The organism is Streptococcus fryi, from assembly GCF_053206505.1.
Map to the genome: position 1 here is coordinate 54265 of NZ_JBRUGW010000004.1, position 22000 is coordinate 76264.

Sequence of the window (22000 nt, forward strand, 5' to 3'; positions counted from 1 at the left end):
TGCAAAGGTTATCCAAATACTTGACTAAAATTTCTATTACATTAGTTACTATGCCAGATATCTTGGTTATACTGTTCGATAGTACGGTCAGATGAGAAGAAACCTGCCTTAGCGATATTATGAACAACTTTCTTCATCCATAAATCTTGATCTTCATAATCAGATAGCATTTTTTCCTTAACGGCAATGTATTCTTTCAAGTCAATCAAGGTCATAAACCAATCCCTATTGACCAATTCAGCATGAAGACGGTTCAAGCGTTCTTGATTACCATGACTAAGCACAGTATCACTTAAAATAAAGTCAACTGCTTCACGGATCGTATCGTCTGACTCATAATAGTCTTTTGATACATAACCAGCTTTGTCATAAAGGTCAATAATTGTATCAGAATCTTTACCAAATGTATAGATGTTGTCCATACCAGCTAATTCAGCAATTTCAACGTTAGCACCATCCATAGTACCTAATGTCAAGGCACCATTCAACATAAACTTCATGTTACCAGTACCTGAAGCTTCTTTAGACGCTAATGAGATTTGCTCAGAAATATCAGTCGCAGGGATCAATTTTTCAGCAACTGTGACGTTGTAGTTTTCAACCAAATGAACGTTCAAGTATGGACTTACTTCTGGATCATTGTTAATGATTTCTGATAAAGCTAAAATCAAATGAATGATATCTTGTGCGATGGTGTAAGCTGGTGCAGCTTTTCCACCAAAGATAGCTGTAATCTTGCGTTTTGGTAGATGACCACGTTTGATTTCCAAATATTTGTGAATCAGATACAAGGCATTCATTTGTTGACGCTTGTACTCATGGAAACGTTTGATTTGTGTGTCAATGATAGAATTTTCATCTAGCTCAATGCCTTTATTATCTTTGAGATAACGTTTCAACGCCAATTTATTCTTGAATTTGATTTCTGCTAATTTAGCATGAACCTCTTTATCATCAGCAAATGCCAAGAGTTTTTCAAGCTTAGTCGCATCTTCAAGATACTCATCACCAATTAATTCCTTGATGTAAGCTGCAAGGTCTTGGTTTGCGAATTCTAACCAACGACGGAAAGTGATACCATTTGTCTTGTTGTTGAATTTGTCAGGATACAATTCATAGAAACCTTTTAATTCAGATTGTTTTAAGATTTCTGTATGGAGAGCAGCAACCCCGTTGACTGATGTGGCAAAGTGGATAACCATGTGTGCCATGTGAACGCGACCACTCTCATCAATGATGTGAAGAGCAACATCTGGTACATATTGAGCAACCATTGCATCCAAACGCTCGATGATCCCTACCAAGTGTGGTACAACTTCGTTGAGGTAATCAAGAGGCCACTTTTCTAAAGCTTCTGCCAAGATAGTATGGTTTGTGTATCCAATCATTTGTTTAACAATCTCAACTGCTTCTTCAAATGACATACCGTGCTTGTCTGTCAAGAGACGGATAAGCTCTGGAATAACAAGTGATGGGTGAGTGTCATTGATTTGGACATAAGCATAATCAGCAAGGTCATGAACATTTGAACCACGCTCAATCGCTTCATCAATCAACAATTGAGCAGCATTCGATACCATAAAGTATTGTTGGTAAATACGGAGTAATTCTCCATTTTTATCAGAATCATCTGGGTACAAGAAGAGCGTCAAGTTCTTTTGAATATCTGTCTTGTCAAATGAAATACCGTTCTCTACCAAACCATAGTCAACTCCTTCAATATCGAATAAGTTGAGGTAGTTTTTAGTTTCTTTCTTATAACCAAGAACATCCATACGATCCAAGCGAGATTTCAATGTAAAATGCTTAAATGGTACATCATAGCTAATATCAGTTGGCACTAACCAGCTATCGCTTTCAATCCAATGGTTTGGTTCAGCATCTTGTTGGTTATCTTTAAACACTTGTTTAAACAGACCAAAGTGGTAGTTCAAACCAACACCCTCACCATTGATACCAAGGCTTGAGATAGAATCAATAAAACATGAGGCTAGTCGACCTAAACCACCGTTACCTAGAGATGGTTCTGGTTCGATGTCTTCAATCTTACTGATTGACTTACCAGCTTTTTCCAACTCTTCTTTAACATCTTGATAAATTCCTAAGTTAATCAAGTTGTTTGAAAGTAATTTACCAATCAAGAACTCTGCTGAGATATAGTAAACCTTTCTTTTAGCCGTATTTTTACCTTTAGTTGCTGCTGCTTCTTTGACAAAGTTCAACAACTCTACATACGTTTCACGGTCTGACAACTCACTTAGTTGTTTACCAGTAGTTTTTTCGACATAGTCTACAAATTTAGTCATTTTTTTCGTTCCCCCTATTATATAGTTTGGTTAGTTTGATGAGATAGTCTTTACGTTCCTGAGTCAAATCAGCAGGATTCATACGCCACTCCCAGTTACCACCAACAGTTGATGGCCTGTTCATACGACTATCTTCACCTAAATCTAAGATATCTTGCATGGTAGCAATGGCAGTGTTGCTCACTGTACCAAACAATACTCTTAGCATAGCCTGCGTAACAGGCTCGATTGGTTTACGGTTACTGTATTCATCAACATATTCTTGTTGTTCAACAGTGAGATTATCATACCAACCATTTACCACTTCATTATCGTGCGTTCCTGTATAAGCTATGCTATTTGGAACACAAGCATGTGGGCTGTCAATACTCTTACCTTCAACATCGTAGAAGCCAAATTCGAGCACCTTCATGCCAGGGAAGCCACAAGCTGCCAACAATTGACGCGCTTTTTCATCAATGTTCCCCAAGTCTTCTGCGATGATTGGAAGTTCACCAAGCTCTTCTTTAACTGCTCTGAAGAGGTCATAGCCTGGACCAGGTTGCCAGCTACCATTCTTGGCTGTTTCTTCTTTGGCATCAACTTGCCAAAAATCCGAAAAGCCTTTGAAATGGTCAATGCGAAGGTAATCATAAAGCTTAAAGCTTTCTCTGATACGGTAAATCCACCAACCATAGCCTGTTGCTCTATGCATATCCCAATCGTAGATTGGATTGCCCCAATACTGACCATCAGCACTAAAGCCATCAGCAGGTACACCAGCAACATAGAGCGGTTGACGGTTTTCATCAACTTTGAAAAGTTCTGGTGTAATCCACATTTCAACACTATCTGCTGAAACGTAAATTGGCATATCTCCTATAATAGCAATATTTTTGCTATTAGCATAGTGTTTCAACTCGAACCACTGTTTGAAGAAGAAATATTGGCAAACCTTGTGATAGGAGATTTTATCACTCAGTAAGTCTCTATAATGGGCTAAGGTATCTGGTTGACGCATAACAGCATCTCTGTCTGGCCAGTCAGCCAACGACACATTGTTAAAATGTTCTTTAAGAGACATGAATTCTGCGTAATCATGTACCCAGCCATTTTCTGCTTCAAAACGAGCGTAATCATCTTTGACATCGTCGTTAGCTAAAAAGTTAGCGACTGCCTTTTCCAAAATAGGACGGCGTGCGTTAAAGATACGTTCGTAGTCAACACGCTCTGGATTGTCACCAAAATTGACCTTGTCAAAATCTGATTGTTCTAAAAAACCATCCTTAGCTAATAAGTCAAAATCAATCAAATGAGTATTTCCAGCTACAGCTGAGAAAGATTGGTATGGTGAATCACCATAACTCGTTGTTGTCAATGGCAATAATTGCCAGTAGGTTTGCTTCGTTTCGACAAGAAAGTCCACAAAATCATAAGCTGATTGACCAAATGTCCCTACACCGAACGGGCCAGGTAGAGAGGTGATATGCATCAAGACACCACTTGCACGTTTTTCCATTGTTGTTCTCCTTGTTTTTTAATCTATTTTGATTTTAACGCAAACGCTTGCGTAAGTCAAGTGTTTTCCTGAAAAAGTTATTCAGTTTTTTATCACACTCCCCAAACACCATATAAATTAGTCGTTTAAGTCAACCGTAAGCACTTATTTATAAGCAAACAGTGTTTTTAAAAAAAACTAGGTTCTAATCAACCTTACCAAGAATGAGATAGGTCTTGGTGAGGATAATTGAACCTAGTTTTAGATATGTGTTTATAGCATAGCTTTATACTTTATAAGCAGAGCTAACAGCTATGAATAACGTGAACTGGAATTACTCTGTCTCTCTTATTAAGCTAACTAACGGGGTGTTGATTTCATCAAATTACGCACACTCTCTCTTTTCTTCAACGTAAAAGGTACTGTGACCTTCTCAGACAATTTAGTAGGATCATTGATCTTTTCCAAAAGGCGAGTTAAGCTAGTTCGACCGAGATTAGTGATGTTAATATCAAATGTAGATAAATAGGGGTGAATAATCTTTGAATATACCGAATTATTGAAAGATACAATTGAAATATCATCTGGAACCTTGATACCATAAAACGATAAAAATTGAATCACTCGCACCGATACCATATCATCAATAACAACAAGACCAGTGATGTTTTTTTGACGGATCGTCTCAATCAAAATATCTAATTGATTAGGGTGATGCCTATCAAAAAAGGCACTATCATGTGTAGTTAGACCTAGCTTATGCGATTCCAGAAAATAACCTGTATAACGTTCAGAATAGACTTCACCTTCTTGGTCATCTGTCACAAAAAGGATATTTTGATGACCATTATCATGAAGATATTCCACAGCTGTCTTAGCCATCAGCTGATTATCATTATCAATGTAAGTAATCTCGTTTTCAAATCCTTCAGGCGTACCAACTACGACAAAAGGAATTTCATTCTTCATTAAATACGAACGGACAGGATCATCTTTTTCTGAATATAAAACAATGAAACCATCAACTCTTTTTTGCCGATACATCAGGGCAACATTCTCAACCAAACCCTCCAAAGAGTGACTGGTCGCAATCGAAATCGTAAAGTCTTGTTTCTTAGCTTCAGCGTTTATCGTTGTTAAGATTTCCATGAAAAAGGGTTGACTAACACGGTCAGGTTTTGTCAACGGCGGCAAGACAACCCCTACAGAATAGGTCAAGCCACTAGCCAACATCTGCGCTGCAACGTTAGGCACATAGCCGAGTTCAAGCATGGCCTTACGCACCCTATCTTTTGTTTTTTGGGATATGGCAGAGCTGTCCTTCAAGGCACGACTAACCGTTGAGGCATTAACACCTGCTCTCTCGGCAACATCTTTGATGGTTACCATCGGCTTCTCCTTTCTGTCATCACTATTGATAGAGACTACTTTTCTTTTTTTAATGTTCAAAATGATATAGACCTATTTTACACTAGTTTGTCTTATTTGGATAGCTGAAAATAATAACTTGTTGAAGTTTATCACTAAAAATCCTTAACAGTTTTATTCTGTTTTTCAAAACCATCTACATTTAGTAAAAATGATCTTAATTAAAGACGTACTTTGACACAGAAAGCATCCCAAGGCTCTAAGTGAAGATTCGATAGACTCTCTGGAATAATACCATTGGTAATAATCACTTCTGACAAATCAGCTTTGGTATTAAAGATTTGAAGGTCGTCAGAAACATTAACTACAACCAAATAAGATGCTGTTTCTGTTTTACGCAAATAAGCAAAGACCTTATCCTCTGTATTTAGTAATTCATAATCCGCATCAATCAACCAATCTTCTGTCTGTCGTAGTCGAACAAGGTTCTGATAAGTATAGAAAATCGAATTTTGATCTAATAAAGCATCTGCGACGTTGATTTTATCATAGTTTGGATTAACGGCTAACCATGGTTCACCTGTGGTAAAACCAGCTTGTGCTGTATTATCCCATTGCATCGGGGTACGGGCATTATCACGCCCAATAACACGAATAGCATCTAAAATAGCTTCATCAGAACGCCCATTGTCCTTAGCTTCACGGGCAAAATTCAGACTTTCAATATCATTAACTTGCTCAAGACGTTCAAATGGAAAATTGGTCATCCCAATTTCCTCACCTTGATAAATGTAAGGTGTGCCACGCATCAAATGTAAAAGAATAGCTAGGGCTTTGGCAGATTTTTCACGGTAATAGCTCGCATTACCCCAGATAGAAAGTACTCTTGGCAAATCATGATTGTTCCAAAAAAGGGAATTCCAACCATCTGCAATACTTAACTCAGTTTGCCACTTACTTAAAATCGTTTTTAATTTCGGCACATCAAGTTGCGTATAAGCCCACTTATCTTGTCCTTCTAAATGTTGTAAACCAATATGTTCAAATTGGAAAACCATCGATAATTCTTGATTTTCTGGCTTTGAATATTGTTTGGCTATCTCGGGAGTCGCTCCCCATGTTTCGCCAACAGTTAATAAATCTTTATCTTTTAGGGTAGCTTGGTGCATTTCTTTCAAATAATCATGAAGTTTTGGCCCATTATTAGCAATCAACTGATCAGGAATTTTACCAATCATATCAATCACGTCCATCCTAAACCCAGAAATGCCCTTGTCAACCCAAAAACGCATCATCTCATAGACTTTTTGGCGAAGTTCTTCATTTTCCCAGTTTAAATCAGGTTGCTTTTTACTAAAGAAATGAAGATAATACTGACCTGAAGCCTCATCGAATTCCCATGCCGAGCCACCAAAGATAGAGGTTAATTCATTTGGCTTATCTCGCCAGATATAAAAATCGCGTTCTGGACTATCTGGATTTTGCTTAGCTTCAACAAACCAAGCATGTTCATCAGAAGTATGGTTGACTACCAAATCCATGATAATGCGAATGTTACGCTTCTTTGCCTCACTAAAAAGCATTTCCATATCTGCCATTGTACCAAAACACTCAGCAATAGCTTCATAATCAGAGATATCATAACCATTATCGTCCATAGTACTTTGGTAAACTGGCGATAACCAAATGGCTGTAATGCCAAGTGTTTCCAAATAATCTAATTTCGAAATAATTCCTTGTAAATCACCGATACCATCACCATTACTATCCATAAATGATTTTGGATAAATTTGATAAATTGTAGCCTTGTGCCACCATCTTTTTTCCATAACTTCCTCCGTCTTATTGACTAATGAGTTAAGCAAACTCTTCCTTATTGGTAAACAGATAAAATGATAGAACAAATCTAACCGAGCTCTTATAAGATTGGCGTATATCTAGCCTTTTATAGAGACAAGAGCAATTACATAGAATACAGGCCTTCACTTTTTAAACAGCGAGCCATTAAACACTCTCATTCCAAAATTTATCTCATGTTTACCTTTACGGTTACCATTTTACATCAATTTGATGAAATTTCAAGAGGTTTAGGCAAACGATTGCATTTTCAACTAATATTTTTTCTTTAGGATGTATTTCTTTAAAAATTTTTTAAAAAAATCGAAAAAAACACTTGACATTTTTTGCAAACGGTTGCATAATAGGTATGTAACAAATATAAAAACTGTTTCAGGGAGGAAACACAACATGACAAATTGGAAAAAATTGCTCGTTAGCTCAGCTAGCTTAACATTAGCAGCTGGACTTTTAGTAGCTTGTGGTGCTGACAAAAAAGAAAGCACAGAAACAAAAGAGGCTACATCAGATGCTTCTACACTTAAACTTTGGGTACCAACTGGTGCTAAAGAATCTTACAAAGATATTGTTGCTCAATTTGAAAAAGACTCAGGTTTCAAAGTTCAAGTAATTGAATCTGAAGATCCAAAAGCACAAGAAAAAATCAAAAAAGATCCAAGTACAGCAGCTGATGTCTTCTCATTACCACATGACCAACTTGGTCAATTAGTTGAGTCTGGTGTTATCCAAGAAATCCCAGCTGATTACTCTGATGAAGTTGCTGCAAGCGCAACTGAACAAGCTGTTGCTGGTGCTCAATATAAAGGTAAAACATACGCCTTCCCATTTGGTATCGAATCTCAAGTTCTCTTCTACAATAAGTCTAAATTAACTGAAGAAGATGTTAAGAACTATGAAACATTGACTGAAAAAGGTAAGTTCGGTGCGACTTACAAACAAATGAACGCTTATGCAACTGGACCACTCTTCATGTCAGTTGGTAACACATTATTCGGTGAGTCTGGTGAAGATGTTAGTGGCACAAACTGGGGTAACGAAGCTGGTGTATCAGTACTTCAATTCGTTGCAGACCAAAACAACAACCCAGGTTTCGTTAACCTTGACGGCAGCAACGTGATGTCATCATTCGGTGAAGGCAAAGTTGATGCTATTGAAACTGGACCATGGGACTACCAAGCAGCTCAAGATGCTATCGGTGCTGAAAACCTTGGCGTAACAGTTTACCCAACAATCACAATTGGTGGCCAAACTGTTCAACAAAAAGCCTTCATGGGTGTAAAACTCTACGCAGTTAACCAAGCTCCAGCTAAAGGTGATGCTAAACGTATCGCTGCAAGCTACAAACTTGCTTCATACCTTTCAAACGCTGAAAGCCAAGCAAATCAATTCAAAACTCGTAACATCATCCCTGCTAACAAAGAAGTTCAAGCCACTGAAGACGTACAATCTAACGTTCTTGCACAAGCTGTTATCAAGATGGGTTCTTCAAGCGAGTACACTGTAGTTATGCCTAAACTTAGCCAAATGGGTACTTTCTGGACTGAAAGTGCAGCAATCTTGAGCGATGCATACAACGGAGATATCAAAGCAGACGAATACCTTGCTAAATTACAACAATTTGACAAAGATATCGCTTCTGCTGAATAATACAGTTATTCATCAAGCTGATTAGTAAAACTAACAAGAAGCAAGATTAACCTAGCTAACTATTGCGAGGGAGTGGACGAACACAACATAATAGGGGTTCAGTCCCTCCCTATTTTGATTTTGTCAAACAAACTTAGTGTTTTTTAGCAAAAATCAGCTTAACCAATGACATCTCTACATTCCATTTTTAGAAAGGAAATGACTATGGCCATGTCTAGTTCATTTAACCAAGTGACTGTTTCAGACGCCTTTAAAAAAGGCGGAACAGACATTAAACTATCGTTTCTTATTATGGGATTCGCTAACCTTGTTAACAAACAACTTGTAAAAGGATCCCTATTCTTACTCAGCCAAATTCTATTCATCATTGCTTTTATCACCCAAGTCATTCCTGCACTCGGTGGTCTGATTACCTTAGGTACACAAACACAAGGTATGGCCGAGCAGGAAATTGACGGCATTAAAATTCAGGTAGCTGTCGAAGGTGATAATTCAATGCTGATGTTGATTTTTGGTCTCGCATCTATCATCTTCTGCTTAGTTTTTGCCTACATTTATTGGTGTAATCTAAAAAGTGCTAGAACAATCTACATTCGCAAGCAAAATGGTGAAAAAATACCAACATTTATCGAAGATTTTAGAACATTAGCAGATGGTCGTTTCCATATGACCTTAATGGCAATTCCATTGATCGGTATCTTGCTCTTCACTATCGTTCCTTTGGTTTACATGATTTCCCTTGCCTTTACCAACTTTGACCATAACCACCTTCCTCCAAAATCATTATTTGACTGGGTTGGTTTTAGTAACTTTGGTAACATCTTGAGTGGTCGTATGGCCGACACCTTCTTCCCAGTTCTTTCTTGGACTTTGATTTGGGCAGTTTTTGCGACTGTAACCAACTTCTTCTTTGGTATCGTCCTTGCCCTTTTGATTAACACTAAGGGATTAAAATTCAAGAAGATGTGGCGTACAATCTTTGTTATCACCATTGCAGTACCACTCTTTATCTCATTATTGGTTATGAGAAATCTTCTCAATGATGTTGGTCCTTTGAACAATTTATTGATGAACATCGGTTTGATTTCTGAACCTATCCCGTTCTTATCACATCCAACATGGGCAAAATTCTCAATCATTATGGTTAACATGTGGGTCGGTATCCCTTATACCATGCTAATTGCGACTGGTATCATCATGAACCTACCTGCTGAACAGATTGAAGCAGCTGAGATTGATGGAGCAACAAAATTCCAAGTGTTTAAGTCTATTACTTTCCCACAAATTTTGCTCATCATGACACCTACACTTATCCAACAATTCATTGGTAACATCAACAACTTCAACGTTATCTATCTCCTCACTGGTGGTGGTCCAACTAACTCTGATTTCTATCAAGCAGGAAGTACAGACCTCTTGGTAACGTGGTTGTATAAATTGACTGTAACAGCTGCTGACTATAACATCGCCTCTGTTATCGGTATCATTATCTTTGCCTTATCTGCTGTATTTAGTTTATTAGCTTATACACGCACTGCATCTTACAAAGAAGGGACGGCTAAATAATGAAAAATAAAAAAAGACTTCGTCTAGCCTCTGTCTATGTCTTACTAACAGTGTTATCAATCATCTGGCTTTTCCCGATTGCTTGGGTATTTCTTTCAAGTATCCGTGGCGAAGGAACAGCCTACGTTAGTTACTTTATACCAAAAACATTTACACTTAATAACTACATCAAGCTATTCACCAACGACTCCTTCCCATTTGGACGTTGGTTCATGAACACCTTGTTTGTTGCAACAATGACGTGTATCTTATCAACATTTATCACTGTTGCCATGGCCTACTCACTTAGCCGTATTAAGTTTAAATTCAGAAATCGTTTCTTGAAATTAGCCCTTGTCTTGAACATGTTCCCTGGTTTCATGAGTATGATTGCAGTTTACTACATCTTAAAAGCTCTTGGGTTAACACAAACCTTGACTGCCTTAATCCTCGTTTATTCAGCTGGTGCTGCATTAGGATTCTACATCGCTAAAGGTTTCTTTGATACCATTCCATATTCACTTGATGAATCAGCTATGATTGACGGGGCAACTCGTATGGATATCTTCTTTAAGATTACTCTTCCATTATCAAAACCAATCATCGTTTATACTGCTCTTCTTTCATTTATGGGACCTTGGGTCGATTTTATCTTCGCTCAAGTTATCCTTGGTGATGCAACAAGTAAATATACTGTTGCCATTGGACTCTTCTCAATGCTGCAAGTAGACACTATCAATGAATGGTTCATGCCATTTACAGCTGGTTCAATTCTTATCGCAGTTCCAATCACAATCCTCTTTATCTTCATGCAAAAATACTACGTTGAAGGTATCACTGGCGGATCTGTTAAATAAACAATTTCATCGGCACTAAAAAAGGAATTTCATTATGACAACTTTAAAATTAAACAAGATTTACAAAAAATACCCAAATAGCACTCACTACTCTGTTGAAAATTTCAACCTTGATATCAAGGACAAAGAATTTATCGTTTTCGTTGGGCCTTCTGGTTGTGGTAAATCAACAACGCTTCGTATGATTGCAGGTCTTGAGGATATCACAGAAGGTGAATTCTATATTGACGACGTGTTAATGAACGACGTTGCGCCTAAAGACCGTGATATTGCAATGGTTTTCCAAAACTACGCCCTCTACCCACACATGACTGTTTACGATAACATGGCTTTTGGTCTTAAACTGCGTAAATACCCAAAAGATGATATTGACAAACGTGTTCGTGAAGCTGCCGCAGTTCTTGGTTTGACAGAGTTCTTAGAACGCAAGCCAGCTGATTTGTCAGGTGGTCAACGCCAGCGTGTAGCGATGGGACGTGCTATCGTTCGTGATGCCAAAGTGTTCTTGATGGATGAGCCATTATCAAACCTTGACGCTAAACTTCGTGTCTCAATGCGTGCAGAGATTGCTAAAATCCACCGTCGTATCGGGGCAACAACAATCTACGTTACACATGACCAAACAGAGGCAATGACACTTGCAGATCGTATTGTTATCATGAGTGCCACTAAAAACCCTGAAGGAACTGGTACGATTGGACGTGTAGAACAAATCGGTACCCCGCAAGAACTTTACAACGAACCAGCAAACAAATTCGTGGCAGGCTTCATCGGTAGCCCAGCAATGAACTTTATGGAAGTCACTATCCATGAAACAACTATTGAAACTGCTGATGGCTTCCACATCGCCCTTCCTGAAGGACAAGCTAAGAGCCTCTCTAAAGCTGGTTACATGGGCAAAAAAGTGACTTTTGGTATCCGTCCTGAAGACATTTCAAGTAACCAAATTGTCCACGATACTTATCCTAATGCCACAATTAAAGCCGAAGTCGTTGTATCAGAGTTACTTGGTAGCGAAACAATGCTTTATGTCAAGAATGGTCAAAATGAGCTATCTGCCCGTGTAGATGCCCGTGACTTCCACCAACCTGGAGAGATCGTTGAATTAACACTCAATGTTGGTAAAGGACATTACTTTGACCTTGAAACAAACAAACGTATTTCAATGAAATAATAATCATACTCAAAAACAGACAAGACCTCCCTGAACTTGTCTGTTTTTTTGTTATTATCAGTTTCTCAAATTAACCTATAACATACCTTGTCATAAAAAATAAGAGACTGGAATTTTTCCTGCCTCTTATATCGTTAATCACTGACGCTTTATGAATATAATAGAAAGATTGATTGTCCAATAATGGTTATGAAACTTCAATAGCAATATCTGCCCCAAGCGCACGCAGTTTATCAATAATATTAGAATAGCCACGTAGGATGAATTCAATATTGCTAATTTCTGTACGACCTTCAGCCATTAAACCTGCAGTTACCAAGCATGCTCCTGCACGTAAATCTGTTGCCTTTACTGAGCTTCCTTGAAGTTGATTTGGACCATGATAAACAATTTGACCACTTACAACAGAAATTGAGGCTCCCATACGTGCCAATTCATACACATGATTCGTTCGCTTTTCGTAAATAGTATCCATTATTTTACCCTGACCTGAAGCCTTAAGTAATAATGGCGTTAATGGTTGCTGTAAATCAGTTGCAAATCCTGGATAAGGTGCTGTTTTTATATTGACTGCTTTGAGTTTATCCTGTTTTTCAACAAAAATACTATCCTGTTCAATCGTCATTTTGACACCCATTTCTTCAAGTTTTGCTATAAAACCTTCCAAATGTTCATACAAGACATTTGTAATTCTAACACCTTCACCGATAGCAGCTGCCAATGCAATATAAGTACCGGCTTCAATGCGATCGGGAATAACTTGATGACGTGTTCCATTAAGTCTATTAACGCCTTCAATAGTAATAACATCAGTACCAGCCCCTCGAATATGCGCCCCCATATTATTTAACAAGGTAGCAACATCGATAATCTCAGGTTCACGAGCTGCATTTTCAATCACAGTTTTACCATTTGCTTTTACAGCAGCTAACATAGTATTGATGGTAGCACCCACAGATACCGTATCCATAAAGATATGACTTCCATGTAAACTACGGCTTTCTGTCGCAATTTTCATAGCATCTCCTTGATAAGAAATACTAGCACCCATTGCTTCAAATGCTTTAAGGTGTAAGTCAATAGGACGTGGCCCTAAGTCACAACCGCCAGGTAAACCCACAACAGCCTGTCCAAAGCGTCCCAATAGACTGCCATAAAAATAGTAAGAAGCTCGAAGACTATTGATTTTACCATAAGGCATCGGCATATCTTTGACGTTTCGTGGATCAATTGATAAAGTCTCACCATCACGTGTGACTATTGCTCCCATAGATTCCATAATATCAATCAAACTATCAACATCACTAATTTCAGGAACACCGTCTAAAATTACAATATCGTCTGCTAAAATAATAGCTGGTATCAAGGCAACAACACTATTTTTAGCACCTGAAACAGCCACTTGTCCAGATAATGGTTTCCCCCCATTAATCACAATTTTTCTCATACTGGTTCAATCTTTCTTAACTTATTGTCAACCTTTTAATTCTACCATATAATGAGCTAATTGACAAATAAATCTATCTATATTCACCACTTCTACTTGGTGTTTTTTTACAGCACTTCAAACTAGTAAAAAGAAGCCAGAGAATCCAGCTTCTGATGTATCATCACAATATATTTTGCAACCATGGATAGTCGTTTTCGATAAATGAAACACTCAACTGTCGTCTTAGTGACTGATAGCTTTCTTCAAAGCCTCAACCTTATCCAATCTTTCCCATGGTAAATCAATATCTGTTCGTCCCATATGACCATAAGCTGCCGTTTGACGATAAATAGGTCGTTTCAAATCTAACATCTTAATGATACCAGCAGGGCGTAAATCAAATTGCTCACGGACAGCTTTTTCAAGTAACGACTCTGAAACAGTGCTTGTTCCAAAAGTATCAACCCTTACAGAAACTGGATGAGCAACCCCAATAGCATAAGCTAACTGAACTTCTGCTTTTTTAGCCAGACCAGCAGCAACAATATTTTTAGCAATATAGCGAGCTGCATAAGAGGCTGAACGGTCAACTTTAGTCGCATCCTTACCAGAAAAAGCTCCTCCTCCATGTCGTGAATAACCACCGTAAGTATCAACGATAATTTTACGACCTGTTAAACCAGAGTCACCTTGAGGCCCTCCGATAACAAAACGGCCTGTTGGATTGATAAAGAAACGTGTTTGTTCATCAAGATAATTTTGTGGAATAATCGTTTTAATCACTTGATCTATAATATCTTGATGAAGTTGTTCATTAGTCACATGAGGATCATGTTGTGTAGAAATAACCACTGTATCTACACGAACAGGTTGATCATGTTCATCATATTCTACAGTGACCTGACTTTTAGCATCTGGCCGTAAGTAGGTTAACGTTCCTGTCTTACGTAATTCTGCCAATCGACGTACCAACTGATGTGCCAATGAAATCGGTAAAGGCATCAATTCTGGCGTCTCATCAACTGCAAATCCAAACATTAAGCCTTGATCACCTGCACCAACTAAATCTAAGTCATCGTGTTCACTGTTTTCACGCGCTTCGAGGGCTTCATTGACACCTTGAGCAATATCTGGAGATTGTTCAACAAGTGATGGATGGACACCAACTGATTCAGCAGAAAAACCATATTCTGCGTTAGTATAACCAATATCTGCAATTGTATCACGAACAACTCTATTAATATCAACATAAGCTGTTGTTGAAATCTCACCAAAGACATGAACTGTCCCTGTATACACAGCAGTTTCAGCAGCCACATGAGCATCTGGGTCTTGTTCCAAAATAGCATCTAAAATAGCATCTGAAATTTGGTCTGCAATCTTATCTGGATGTCCCTCCGAAACCGACTCAGACGTGAAAAGTTTACGTTCTGACATAAAAATGTCCCCCTTTTAATAAAAAATGATAGCTTCAAATTAGTCAACAGTTGACCAACCATTAGCTTGTTAAAAAGTTACAAAGCACTAACCGATACTATACTATCGGTTACCTTTTCGGGACTAATTAACATTACTATTTTACCACGATTTCCTTATTATGCCAGTTTTTTCTTTTGAAAATTAGCATCACTGAACAACAGCCAAAATCGGACATAATAATATCACTTGAATAGCTATTTAATGCTACAAAAAAGCACTACTTTTTTGTCAACGATGCTGATATAAATGACGTATAAAGCTCCTCAGGACGATTTGGGCGACTTTGTAATTCTGGATGGTACTGAGCCGCTACAAAAAATGTCTTATCTGCTAACTCTACAATCTCCATTAAGCGATTATCTGGAGACACGCCAGAGAAGATGAAACCAGCTGCTTCAAATTGTTCTCTATAGCGTGTATTAAACTCATAACGATGACGATGACGACGTTCTACAACTTCTTTTTGATAAGCTGTAGCTGCTCTACTTCCTTGTTTCAAACGGCAAGGATATAGCCCTAAACGTAGAGTCCCACCTAAATCTTCAACATCAATCTGATCTCGCATAATATCAATGATTGGATACGCTGTATCAGGATCTAGTTCAGTCGAATTAGCCCCGTCTAGCTTTAATACATTCCTCGCAAATTCAACACAGGTCAACTGCATTCCCAAGCAAATTCCTAACATAGGAACATCATTTTCTCTAGCATATCTTATCGCAGTGATTTTTCCTTCCGTTCCTCTTTGACCAAAACCACCTGGTACTAAGATACCTTGAACGTCTGACAGTTCATCAAACACGTTTTCTTCTGTCAATTCAGTTGCATTTACCCATTTTAAATCAATGGCTACATCATTAGCATAGCCCGCATGTTTCAGCGCTTCAACCACAGAAATATAGGCATCTGGTAATTCAACGTACTTACCAACTAAAGCGATTTTTACAGTCTTTTTCAAAGACATTACCTTATTTACCATAAGCGTCCACTCTGTCATATCTGCCACTGGTGTGTCTAATTTAAGATGATCACAAACAATCTGATCCATTCCTTGCGCTTGTAAATTTAATGGAATTTGATAGAGATGTTCAACATCAAGAGACTCAATGACAGCTTCTGGAGCAACATCACAAAACTGAGCCAGCTTATTTTTAATAGCTTGTTCGACTGGCATCTCTGTCCGAATAACTAGCATGTTAGGCTGAATGCCTAAACCTCTTAACTCTTTTACCGAGTGCTGTGTTGGCTTAGTCTTCATCTCACCAGCAGCTTTTAAATAGGGTAATAATGTCGTATGAATATACATAACATTTTCAGAACCCACTTCAGCCTTCATTTGTCGAAGTGCCTCTAAAAATGGTAAACTCTCAATATCACCGACAGTACCACCAACTTCGGTAATAATCACATCTGCATCTGTCAGCTGTGCAGCACGCTTAATTTTATCTTTCAAAGCATCTGTAATATGAGGAATCACCTGAACAGTTGCTCCCAAATACTCTCCACGACGCTCTTTACGTAGAACTTCACTGTAAATTTTACCCGTTGTAACATTTGAAAAACGATTCAGGTTAATATCAATAAAGCGCTCATAATGGCCTAAATCAAGATCGGTTTCTGCACCGTCATCTGTCACATAGACCTCACCATGCTGATAGGGACTCATTGTCCCAGGGTCAATATTGATATAAGGATCAAATTTTTGGATAGTTACTTTCAAACCACGATTCTTTAATAACCGTCCCAAACTAGCAGCTACAATACCTTTACCAATAGATGAAACTACTCCACCTGTTACAAAAATATACTTTGTCATTTTCCACTCCTTTTCTGATGACTTATTGAGTATAACTAATCTAGGGAAAATAAAAAAATGCTCCCCTAACCTTTAGGAGAGCCATGACCTCAAAAGAGGTGCCCAGTTAAAACTATAACTTAAAATCTCATATTTGTCAATCTAAATTAGCAAAAACTAAGATCATATCATTGCATTTATCATTAAGAAACCAACACGAACACTTAACTTTACAAATAAGAGTTGCTATAGACAGAGGCACTAGCCTTTCAGTTGGTAAAGATCAATAATGATATCGTCCGGTCCTTGAACCAACATTGAATAAGTTCCCCAATCAGTGATATAGGGGTCTTTGATAATAGAGATTCCCAACATCTTCAGACGTTCAAACTCCTTCTCGAGAGTCTTAACTTCTAAATGAATTGTCAAACGACTTGTTTCTCCTATTTTCACTTTTGTAAGCATCAATATATAATCAGCAATTGTTAGTTGCGCAAAGTTATCATCTGAAAAATCAGCTTCAACTTGTAAGAGGGTCTCAAAAAAAGAGTTTGCCTCATGCACATTTTCAACATAAAGCGTTAATTGATTCAATAACATCTACCGACCTCCTAATCATCAATTCGCTCAATTTTAGCAGCTAAGAAATCAAAGCCTTCTGGAATAAAACGATCATCTTTTTCAACTGCTATAGGAGCTGTCTGAGACTTCATCTTCTGTGCAAACTCAGCTCTAATACTATTGAAATCACGTTTTGGCACAGCTAGGATATTGGGCGAAAAACCTGCTACTTTACTCATAATATTTCCAAAAATAGCATTCAAATCCTGTCGCTTCATAGCTTGTTCAGCATTGAAAGCCGCCTCAAAGGCTAAGATAGCATTTTCACTATTAGCCAAGACAGGCTCTGAACCGAGTAAGAGAGCCCTATCTTGAGGACTCAGACTATCCAAAATCTCATTCCACGCTTCTTTCAAGGCATCTAAATAAGCTCTTGATTGCTGACTATCAACAACGGTTTCTTCCATAATCGTCATAATTTTCACTTTATCAACCTTAAAAGAGGTATTATTAGGACGTCTCACTTCAGTAGGAGATACTGATACCGTTATGCCAGTTGCTGTCATTTGCTCAATCGTTGTCTTTAGCTGCTGTACTTGCTGACGTAAGGACCTCACCTCTTCAAAGAGTTCATCATTTGATGCCGACTCTCCACTGACACCATCTACCAGCTTAACAGTCATCATCTCAGTATAGATTTTGGGATTTAATCCTGCTTTAATATCTGGTAAGGACTGGGTCACTGTATCAATAAAGGCTAGAATTCGGCTTTGTTCAATGCTTAGATTTTCTGAAAAACCATTACTATCAAAGAGAGCAGTGCCACCTGCTTTTACGATTAATAAATCACGTAAATAGTATAAGAGATCTGTGGCAAAGCGCGTCATACTTTTACCACTTTCAAAAATCAATTCTAGCTGCTCAAGTGCCTTCGACATATCTTTATGAATAAGAGCAGTAACGTAATTATCCAAAGAAGATAAAGCAATGCTACCCGTCATCTCTTGGGCAATATCCAAGGTTAAACCGTGACCTCCACCCAAACTGAGAGCCTGATCCAATATTGACAAGGCATCACGCATACCACCTTCAGCACGTCGTGAAATCATGGTTATCGCTTCATCATCAAAAGCAATCCCTTCTTGGTTCAATATCCACATCAAATGTGTCTTGATATCAGCTAATTTTATGGCTTTGAACTCAAAACGTTGAACGCGAGACAAAATCGTAGCAGGTATTTTATGTAATTCTGTCGTTGCTAAAATAAAAACAACATTTTCAGTTGGTTCTTCTAAGGTTTTCAAAAGGGCATTGAAAGCGCCTGTCGATAACATGTGAACTTCATCGATAATATAGACCTTGTAAGTGGCACGACTTGGGGCATAGGTTGATTTATCACGAATGTCACGAATTTCATCCACACCATTATTTGATGCCGCATCAATCTCAATCACATCCTCCAAGCTCCCTTTGGTAATAGCTTGACACAAATCACAGATATTACAAGGTTCACCATCAACTTGATTTGGACAATTCATCGCCTTCGCAAAAATTTTTGCTGCACTCGTTTTACCTGTCCCTCTTGGACCTGAAAAAAGATAAGCATGACTGATTTTTCCTGTCGCCACAGCTTGTTTTAACGTCGTTGAAATGACTGTTTGACCAACCATCTCTGCAAAAGTCTGGCTCCTATATTTACGATAAAGGGCTTGATACATTACTTATCCACTCCAAACATTCCTAAATCCCAATGACTTTTAGACACAAGCAAATCAACAAAAGCTTCGAGATAAGCTTGGTCAATTTCATCATAATCGGCTATAAAACGGGAATCCAAATCCAATACTCCCAACAGTCGATCATCTTTCAGTATTGGTACCACAATTTCACTTCTAGCTGTTGCATCACAAGAGATGTAGTTGGCATGCTTTGTGACATCATCAACAATCATGGTTTCCCTTTTCTGTGCCGATTCTCCACAGACACCCTTCCCAATGCCAATATGAACACAAGAGACGCCTCCTTGAAAAGGGCCCAAAATCAATTCTTTACCATCATAGAGATAAAAACCTGTAAAGACTGAGTTGGGTAATGTGTTATTCAAGAGAGCACTAGCATTTGACAGATTAGCTAGTAAATTCGTCTCATTAGCAAAAAGCCCTTCTGCCTGAGCCATCATCAATTTATAAGCTTCAATTTTTCTTGTCTTTTCCATACCAACTATTATAGCAAATTTATGACTTATATGGTCAAAATGAAGTGCTTTTCATTCTAAAATTAACAATCCCTTATTGCTAAGACATTATTAACAGTACAGCAAAAAGAGGCTACACTTGGGTAACCTCCATTCGCTAGCTATAGTTTTTTTACAAACCTTACTCTGCCAAAATGCTCGCAATCTTAGTATTAATCAAATCAATCGCCACAACGTTTGACACTCCTTCTGGAATGACAATATCTGCATAACGCTTGGTTGGTTCAATAAACTGATGATACATCGGTTTGACAACTGTTGTATACTGGTCAATGATACTTTCTAAACTCCGACCACGTTCAACCATATCACGCTTAATACGACGGATAATACGAATATCATCGTCCGTATCTACAAATAACTTGATATCCATCAATTCACGTAAGCGTGCATCTTCCATGACCAAGATACCTTCAACAATAAAAACATCTTGAGGCTCTTGACGATAAGTCTTATCACTGCGAGTATGAATCGTATAGTCATAAATAGGAATATCAACTGGACGTCCTGAAATCAACTCTTTAAGGTGTTGAATCATTAAATCCGTATCAAAGGCTAAGGGGTGGTCATAATTCGTTTTCACACGCTCCTCAGGCGTCAAGTGAGACTGGTCCTTGTAATAAGAATCATGCTCAATCATGGCAATCTTAGCATTCGGAAAATTATCTAAAATAGCATGAGAAACACTTGTTTTTCCTCCGCCTGAACCACCAGTAACACCGATAATAATAGGTCTATTACGCATAAGTACCTGCCTTCCAAAAAAATCTCCTCATTTATTTTACTACAAATTCCCAAAACTTGCTAGGTTGTTCAAAAAGAAGTTTTTATCAGACAGACCTGAGCTTGAAAACATGGTATAATAGTACAGAAATAAGGTATACACCACCTAGATAAGGAAAGACACTATGTTTGACAAACTCCCTCAACTCCTGAAAGATAAGCAAGTAGAACTTGGATTATCCGAAGCAACACCAATTCAAGAAGCCATCTTTGACCCTATCATTGAGGGAAAGAATATCTTGGCTATCAGCCCAACAGGATCTGGAAAAACCTTGGCTTATCTTTTACCAAGTCTGATGAAGCTAAAACCAAAGAAAAGCCAACAGCTTTTGATACTAGCACCCAATTCTGAACTTGCTGGGCAAATTTTTGACGTTACAAAACTCTGGGCGGAGCCATTGGGTTTAACAGCTCAACTTTTTCTATCAGGCAGTAGTCAAAAACGTCAGATTGAACGGTTAAAAAAAGGCCCAGAGATTCTGATTGGAACAGCTGGACGTCTCTTCGAATTGGTTAAACTCAAAAAAATCAAAATGATGTCCGTTGAAACCATCATCCTTGATGAATTTGATGAGCTTCTGAGTGATTCTCAATACCATTTTGTAAAAAGTATCATCAACTACACCCCACGCGATCATCAATTGATTTACGTCTCAGCAACCAACAAGCTGGATACAGACGTACTAGTACCTGATACCTTGACTATTGATCTGTCACATCAACTCAATGATAACCTTAAGCACTACTACATCATTGTTGATAAGCGTGACCGTTTAGAATTGCTTCGTAAGTTATCCAATCTCCCAGACTTTAGAGCTTTAGTCTTTTTCAATAACCTATCTGACCTCGGGGCCATTGAAGAACGCCTACAGTTTAACCAATCCTCTGCTGCATCTCTAGCCAGTGATGTGAATGTCAAGTTCAGAAAAGTCATTTTGGACCGCTTCAAATCTCACGAGATCAATCTTCTCTTAGCTACCGATTTAGTCGCAAGGGGTATTGATATTGATTCTCTTGAGGCTGTGGTTAATTTTGAAGTCCCGCGTAGTCAAGAAACCTATACACATCGTGCTGGCCGTACGGGACGTATGGGAAAAGAAGGTGTTGTCATCACACTAATTAGCCATAAAGAAGAACTTAAGCAGTTGAAAAAATTCGCATCCGTCTCAGAAATCTATCTCAAGAGCCAGCAATTTTACAGCAAATAAGCTTCTCCAGTACAGTTTTAATCTCCATTAGTGACATAAAAAGTTGACCAAAATATTTTAAATTAGGACTGGGTTCTGTCTTACACAGAACTCAGTCCTTTTAGTATAACTTGTTGTTTATGGTCTTGATTTTTATAGTCCTTTAGTTTCTGTATAGTATTTGTTATACTATACTTATGAAAAGTTACGGAATAGATTTTAGAAAACGAGTTATTGCTTATGTAGAGACTGGTCATTCCAAAAAAGAAACGTGTCAGTTA

The 22000-nt window shown here is 38.1% G+C and carries 15 protein-coding genes and 1 pseudogene; 5 read left to right on the plus strand and 11 right to left on the minus strand.

The window, feature by feature from the left end; all coding sequences use genetic code 11:
• Nucleotides 1-41: 41 nt before the first annotated feature.
• The 4 genes from glgP to ACVRZH_RS02300 form a co-directional block, all read right to left on the minus strand.
• A complete protein-coding gene (glgP, locus tag ACVRZH_RS02285) occupies nt 42-2306 on the minus strand; it encodes a glycogen/starch/alpha-glucan family phosphorylase (RefSeq protein WP_447453705.1) in 2265 nt (754 codons plus the stop codon).
• Nucleotides 2299-3804 (minus strand): 4-alpha-glucanotransferase, encoded by a 1506-nt coding sequence (gene malQ, locus ACVRZH_RS02290; protein WP_447453706.1) that lies wholly within the window; start codon nt 3802-3804, stop codon nt 2299-2301. The genes glgP and malQ overlap by 8 nt, the downstream gene beginning before the upstream one ends.
• A gap of 339 nt (nt 3805-4143) precedes the next feature.
• Entirely contained in the window at nt 4144-5172 is a 1029-nt protein-coding gene (locus ACVRZH_RS02295) for a LacI family DNA-binding transcriptional regulator (protein ID WP_447453707.1), read from the minus strand.
• A 200-nt stretch (nt 5173-5372) separates the two neighbouring features.
• Nucleotides 5373-6980, minus strand: coding sequence for a glycoside hydrolase family 13 protein (locus ACVRZH_RS02300; RefSeq protein ID WP_447453708.1), 1608 nt, complete (start codon nt 6978-6980; stop codon nt 5373-5375).
• 418 nt (nt 6981-7398) lie between these two features.
• Here ACVRZH_RS02300 and ACVRZH_RS02305 point away from each other — a divergent pair, with 418 nt between their 5' ends.
• The 4 genes from ACVRZH_RS02305 to ACVRZH_RS02320 all read left to right on the plus strand — a co-directional run bounded on the left by ACVRZH_RS02305 (nt 7399) and on the right by ACVRZH_RS02320 (nt 12231).
• On the plus strand, nt 7399-8655 hold the full coding sequence (locus ACVRZH_RS02305; RefSeq protein WP_447453709.1) for an extracellular solute-binding protein: 1257 nt from the start codon (nt 7399-7401) through the stop codon (nt 8653-8655).
• Between the two features lie 204 nt (nt 8656-8859).
• The gene (locus tag ACVRZH_RS02310; protein WP_447453710.1) at nt 8860-10221 is read left to right on the plus strand and encodes a carbohydrate ABC transporter permease; all 1362 of its coding nucleotides are present in this window, start codon (nt 8860-8862) and stop codon (nt 10219-10221) included.
• Entirely contained in the window at nt 10221-11057 is an 837-nt protein-coding gene (locus ACVRZH_RS02315; protein ID WP_447453711.1) for a sugar ABC transporter permease, read from the plus strand. The genes ACVRZH_RS02310 and ACVRZH_RS02315 overlap by 1 nt, the downstream gene beginning before the upstream one ends.
• Before the next feature lie 34 nt (nt 11058-11091).
• Complete coding sequence (locus ACVRZH_RS02320) at nt 11092-12231, plus strand: ABC transporter ATP-binding protein (protein WP_447453712.1); 1140 nt, start codon at nt 11092-11094, stop codon at nt 12229-12231.
• A gap of 187 nt (nt 12232-12418) precedes the next feature.
• Here ACVRZH_RS02320 and murA read toward each other — a convergent pair whose 3' ends face one another.
• The 7 genes from murA to udk form a co-directional block, all read right to left on the minus strand.
• Complete coding sequence (murA, locus tag ACVRZH_RS02325; RefSeq protein ID WP_447453713.1) at nt 12419-13678, minus strand: UDP-N-acetylglucosamine 1-carboxyvinyltransferase; 1260 nt, start codon at nt 13676-13678, stop codon at nt 12419-12421.
• A 225-nt stretch (nt 13679-13903) separates the two neighbouring features.
• Entirely contained in the window at nt 13904-15097 is a 1194-nt protein-coding gene (gene metK, locus ACVRZH_RS02330) for a methionine adenosyltransferase (RefSeq protein ID WP_447453714.1), read from the minus strand.
• Between the two features lie 259 nt (nt 15098-15356).
• Nucleotides 15357-16955: a CTP synthase gene (gene pyrG / locus ACVRZH_RS02335; RefSeq protein WP_447453715.1), complete on the minus strand. Its 1599-nt coding sequence runs from the start codon at nt 16953-16955 to the stop codon at nt 15357-15359.
• 240 nt (nt 16956-17195) lie between these two features.
• Nucleotides 17196-17534 (minus strand): VOC family protein, encoded by a 339-nt coding sequence (locus tag ACVRZH_RS02340; RefSeq protein ID WP_447453716.1) that lies wholly within the window; start codon nt 17532-17534, stop codon nt 17196-17198.
• A gap of 11 nt (nt 17535-17545) precedes the next feature.
• Nucleotides 17546-19213, minus strand: coding sequence for a DNA polymerase III subunit gamma/tau (dnaX, locus tag ACVRZH_RS02345; RefSeq protein ID WP_447453717.1), 1668 nt, complete (start codon nt 19211-19213; stop codon nt 17546-17548).
• The gene (msrC, locus tag ACVRZH_RS02350) at nt 19213-19710 is read right to left on the minus strand and encodes a free L-methionine (R)-S-oxide reductase MsrC (protein WP_447453718.1); all 498 of its coding nucleotides are present in this window, start codon (nt 19708-19710) and stop codon (nt 19213-19215) included. The genes dnaX and msrC overlap by 1 nt, the downstream gene beginning before the upstream one ends.
• Nucleotides 19711-19870: 160 nt before the next feature.
• Nucleotides 19871-20494, minus strand: coding sequence for a uridine kinase (udk, locus tag ACVRZH_RS02355; protein WP_447453719.1), 624 nt, complete (start codon nt 20492-20494; stop codon nt 19871-19873).
• A 226-nt stretch (nt 20495-20720) separates the two neighbouring features.
• Here udk and ACVRZH_RS02360 point away from each other — a divergent pair.
• A pseudogene (locus tag ACVRZH_RS02360) lies at nt 20721-21740 on the plus strand (DEAD/DEAH box helicase); the annotation flags it as partial.
• Nucleotides 21741-22000: the final 260 nt, after the last annotated feature.

Excerpts from the sequence above, each read along its gene's own strand:
- glgP (WP_447453705.1), bottom strand. The coding sequence starts at position 2,306 with ATGACTAAATTTGTAGACTATGTCGAAAAAACTACTGGTAAACAACTA.
- malQ (WP_447453706.1), bottom strand. The coding sequence starts at position 3,804 with ATGGAAAAACGTGCAAGTGGTGTCTTGATGCATATCACCTCTCTACCT.
- ACVRZH_RS02295 (WP_447453707.1), bottom strand. The coding sequence starts at position 5,172 with ATGGTAACCATCAAAGATGTTGCCGAGAGAGCAGGTGTTAATGCCTCA.
- ACVRZH_RS02300 (WP_447453708.1), bottom strand. The coding sequence starts at position 6,980 with ATGGAAAAAAGATGGTGGCACAAGGCTACAATTTATCAAATTTATCCA.
- ACVRZH_RS02305 (WP_447453709.1), top strand. The coding sequence starts at position 7,399 with ATGACAAATTGGAAAAAATTGCTCGTTAGCTCAGCTAGCTTAACATTA.
- ACVRZH_RS02310 (WP_447453710.1), top strand. The coding sequence starts at position 8,860 with ATGGCCATGTCTAGTTCATTTAACCAAGTGACTGTTTCAGACGCCTTT.
- ACVRZH_RS02315 (WP_447453711.1), top strand. The coding sequence starts at position 10,221 with ATGAAAAATAAAAAAAGACTTCGTCTAGCCTCTGTCTATGTCTTACTA.
- ACVRZH_RS02320 (WP_447453712.1), top strand. The coding sequence starts at position 11,092 with ATGACAACTTTAAAATTAAACAAGATTTACAAAAAATACCCAAATAGC.
- murA (WP_447453713.1), bottom strand. The coding sequence starts at position 13,678 with ATGAGAAAAATTGTGATTAATGGGGGGAAACCATTATCTGGACAAGTG.
- metK (WP_447453714.1), bottom strand. The coding sequence starts at position 15,097 with ATGTCAGAACGTAAACTTTTCACGTCTGAGTCGGTTTCGGAGGGACAT.
- pyrG (WP_447453715.1), bottom strand. The coding sequence starts at position 16,955 with ATGACAAAGTATATTTTTGTAACAGGTGGAGTAGTTTCATCTATTGGT.
- ACVRZH_RS02340 (WP_447453716.1), bottom strand. The coding sequence starts at position 17,534 with ATGTTATTGAATCAATTAACGCTTTATGTTGAAAATGTGCATGAGGCA.
- dnaX (WP_447453717.1), bottom strand. The coding sequence starts at position 19,213 with ATGTATCAAGCCCTTTATCGTAAATATAGGAGCCAGACTTTTGCAGAG.
- msrC (WP_447453718.1), bottom strand. The coding sequence starts at position 19,710 with ATGGAAAAGACAAGAAAAATTGAAGCTTATAAATTGATGATGGCTCAG.
- udk (WP_447453719.1), bottom strand. The coding sequence starts at position 20,494 with ATGCGTAATAGACCTATTATTATCGGTGTTACTGGTGGTTCAGGCGGA.